Below are 2,800 nucleotides of genomic sequence, written 5' to 3'. Positions count from 1 at the left end.
GTCGAGGACAAAACGGTGACGCCGCTGCTCTATGAGGAGCGCATCCCCGATCTGGAGGTCAACGAGCGGGCCATCGATAGTTGGTTTGAGCGCATTACCCAGGGGTTAAACGAACAGCAGCAGGCCGATCTGAAACGCAAATTTGCCCGCAAGGGCGAGATCTACAGCGCGGAAGATCGCATCAAGCTGATTGCGTTCGATATCGCCAGTCACTTTTCAAACCACATTGTCGAGGGGCTCAAGGGCCAGCTGGCCTGCGATAGCAAAGCCTCGGCGGTGCTCTATAAAAAGTACCTCGACGAGGCGGGGCTGTTCGAGTCGGCGGTGGTGATGAGTCCGCCCGACAGCCGGGAAGGCAACACCGAGGTCGATGAATCGACCACACCGCTGGTCACTCAGTGGTGGAAGGAGAATGTCGGTGCTCTCTTTGGTTCTGGGGATGAGCAGGCGTACACCAGACATGTCGTGAATCGTTTCGATCAGGATGACGACCTCAAGTTGCTGATCGTGGTGGACAAGTTGCTGACCGGCTTCGATGAGCCAAAGAACACAGTGCTCTATATCGACAAGCCACTCAAAGAGCACAACCTGATCCAGGCGATTGCGCGGGTCAACCGGCTGCACCCGAAGAAGCAGTTCGGTCTGCTTATCGACTATCGCGGCATCTTATCCGAGCTGGATACCACTATCGGCAAGTATCAGGATCTCGCTTCCCGCACCCAGGGCGGCTATGACGTTGACGACCTCAAAGGCCTCTACAACCAGATGGGCACCGAATATAAGCGGCTGCCTCAGCTCTACCAGACCCTGTGGAACATTTTCGCCGGGGTGAAGAACAAGCAGGATATCGAGCAACTGCGTCAAGTGCTGGTGCCCAAGATGGAGGAACTGGACGGCGAACTGGTGGATGTGAACCTCAAGGTGCGAGAAGACTTCTACGAGGCGCTCACGGCGTTTGCCAGTTGCCTGAAAGTGGCGTTGCAGTCGGCCTCTTTCTTCGAGGACAGTGCCTTTAGCGAGGCGGATCGCCGTCACTACAAGGAGACGGTGAAACAGCTCTCCAGCCTGCGCCAACTGGTGCAGCAGGATGCCGGTGAGAAGGTTGACTACGACGAATATGCCGAGCAGGTGAAGAAGCTGCTGGATAAGCATGTGGTCGGTGTAGAGGTCAAAGAGCCGGGTGGCGTCTACGAGGTCGGCAAGATGGGCCAGCAGCAGCCAGAAGAGTGGAACGAGAACAAGACCCGCAACGAGACCGACATCATCAAAACGCGGGTCAGCCGCATGATTGAGCAGGAGCTACGAGATGACCCTTACGCCCAGGAAGCCTTCTCCAAGCTGCTGCGACAAGCTATCGAGGAGGCAGAGAAGCTGTTCGAGCACCCGCTCAAGCAGTACATGCTGTTTCGGGAGTTCGAAGAGCAGGTGCAGGAGCGCCGCCTGAGTGACATACCTGACGCCTTTGCTGGGCATCGCCACGCTCAGGCCTACTTTGGGGTGTTCAAAAAGGTACTGCCGGAGGTGTTCGCCATTACCGACAGCCAAGTACAGGATAAGTGGATAAAGCTGGCCTTCGAGATCGATACGGTCGTGGATGCGTCTGTGGCCGAGCACTCCATCAACCCGCAGAACATCGAGGCGGGTATTCGCAAGAAACTGTTGCCGCGCATGTTCCAGGAGTGCAAAGCAATCGGCAGTGGTATGGAGCAGGCCAAGAAGATCGTCGAGATGGTGGTGCAGATCACCCGAGTCGGCTTGAGCGGAGTCTGATCAGATGAATGTGCCTATTCGGGCCAAGGGCGATGCTCAGGCCCAGGCTCCAGCTCCATCCTTTAGCTTTCGCTACGGCGATGAGCGGATCGCCTTCGAGCGGGTGCAACGGAGACAGGCTAGCGGCAAGGTGCTTATCAAGGTGCATCCCGATTGCCGCGTCGTGGTCTCGGCCCCGCGTGAGGCGGCTGATGAAGCGGTTCTCGCAGCGGTCAAGCAGCGCGGACGCTGGATCTACGAACAGTTACGCGACTTTCGCCAGCAGTTGGAGCACGTCACCCCACGCCAGTACATCAGTGGGGAAAGTCACTATTACCTCGGCAAGCAGTACCTGCTCAAGGTGATCGAAGCCCCTAATTCGGTGCCGGGGGTCAAAATGCTGCGTGGCAAGCTGGAGGTGTCGGTCAGGAGCCTAGTCACTGATAGCGCAAAGAGAGCCGAGAAAGTCCATGCACTGCTCGCTGACTGGTACAAGGCCCGTGCCAAAGAGGTGTTTGCCAGACGCCTCAATGCCATGCTCGATCAGGCCATCTGGGTCACCGAGCGTCCGCCACTGCGCATCCTGACCATGCAGACCCAGTGGGGCAGTTGTTCCCCCAATGGCCGGATCACGCTTAACCCGCATCTTGTCAAAGCGCCCCGCGAGTGTATCGATTACGTCATCCTGCACGAGCTCTGCCATATTGCCGAGCACAACCACAGCGAGCACTTTTACCGGCTGATGGGTCAGGTGATGCCCGGTTGGGAAAAGACCAAAACGCGGCTGGATGGGATGGCTAATCGCTTGTTGACGTGAGTTATCCGCTCGTCAGTCACCCACAGCCCGGCAGACCACCCTTGCCGGGCTGAATTTTTTGGTATGGATGCATTGATTATTCTTCGCATGGAGCCTTTTGTAGCCAAAAACGGACATTTTTTCTGAGCGGAATCATCAATCGCTTCAGAATAATGTTCTACCTGATTACCCATGATTAGCAGTCAGTTACCACGAACTATACTGATCTTACGTACAGTTATCGAGGTGCGAGAT

At 56.4% G+C, this 2,800-nt stretch carries 2 protein-coding genes; both read left to right on the top strand.

Going from position 1 to position 2,800, the window contains the following annotated elements:
* Window positions 1-1,770, top strand: a 1,770-nt coding sequence (locus OKC27_RS22550; RefSeq protein WP_442866079.1) for a type I restriction enzyme subunit R domain-containing protein, incomplete at its 5' end; no start/stop codon positions are given.
* A 4-nt stretch (window positions 1,771-1,774) separates the two neighbouring features.
* Window positions 1,775-2,566 carry a M48 family metallopeptidase gene (locus OKC27_RS22545; protein ID WP_182859864.1) on the top strand — a complete coding sequence of 264 codons (792 nt, stop codon included), beginning with the start codon at window positions 1,775-1,777 and terminating at the stop codon, window positions 2,564-2,566.
* The last annotated feature ends 234 nt before the right edge of the window (window positions 2,567-2,800 follow it).

This window comes from Aeromonas sp. QDB62 (assembly GCF_027705695.1).
In the GTDB taxonomy this organism is placed as follows: Bacteria; Pseudomonadota; Gammaproteobacteria; order Enterobacterales; family Aeromonadaceae; genus Aeromonas; species Aeromonas allosaccharophila.
This window is presented reverse-complemented; position numbering and strand designations above follow the sequence as displayed.

Coding starts and splice junctions, on each gene's coding strand:
- OKC27_RS22545 (WP_182859864.1), top strand. CDS start 1,775: ATGAATGTGCCTATTCGGGCCAAGGGCGATGCTCAGGCCCAGGCTCCA.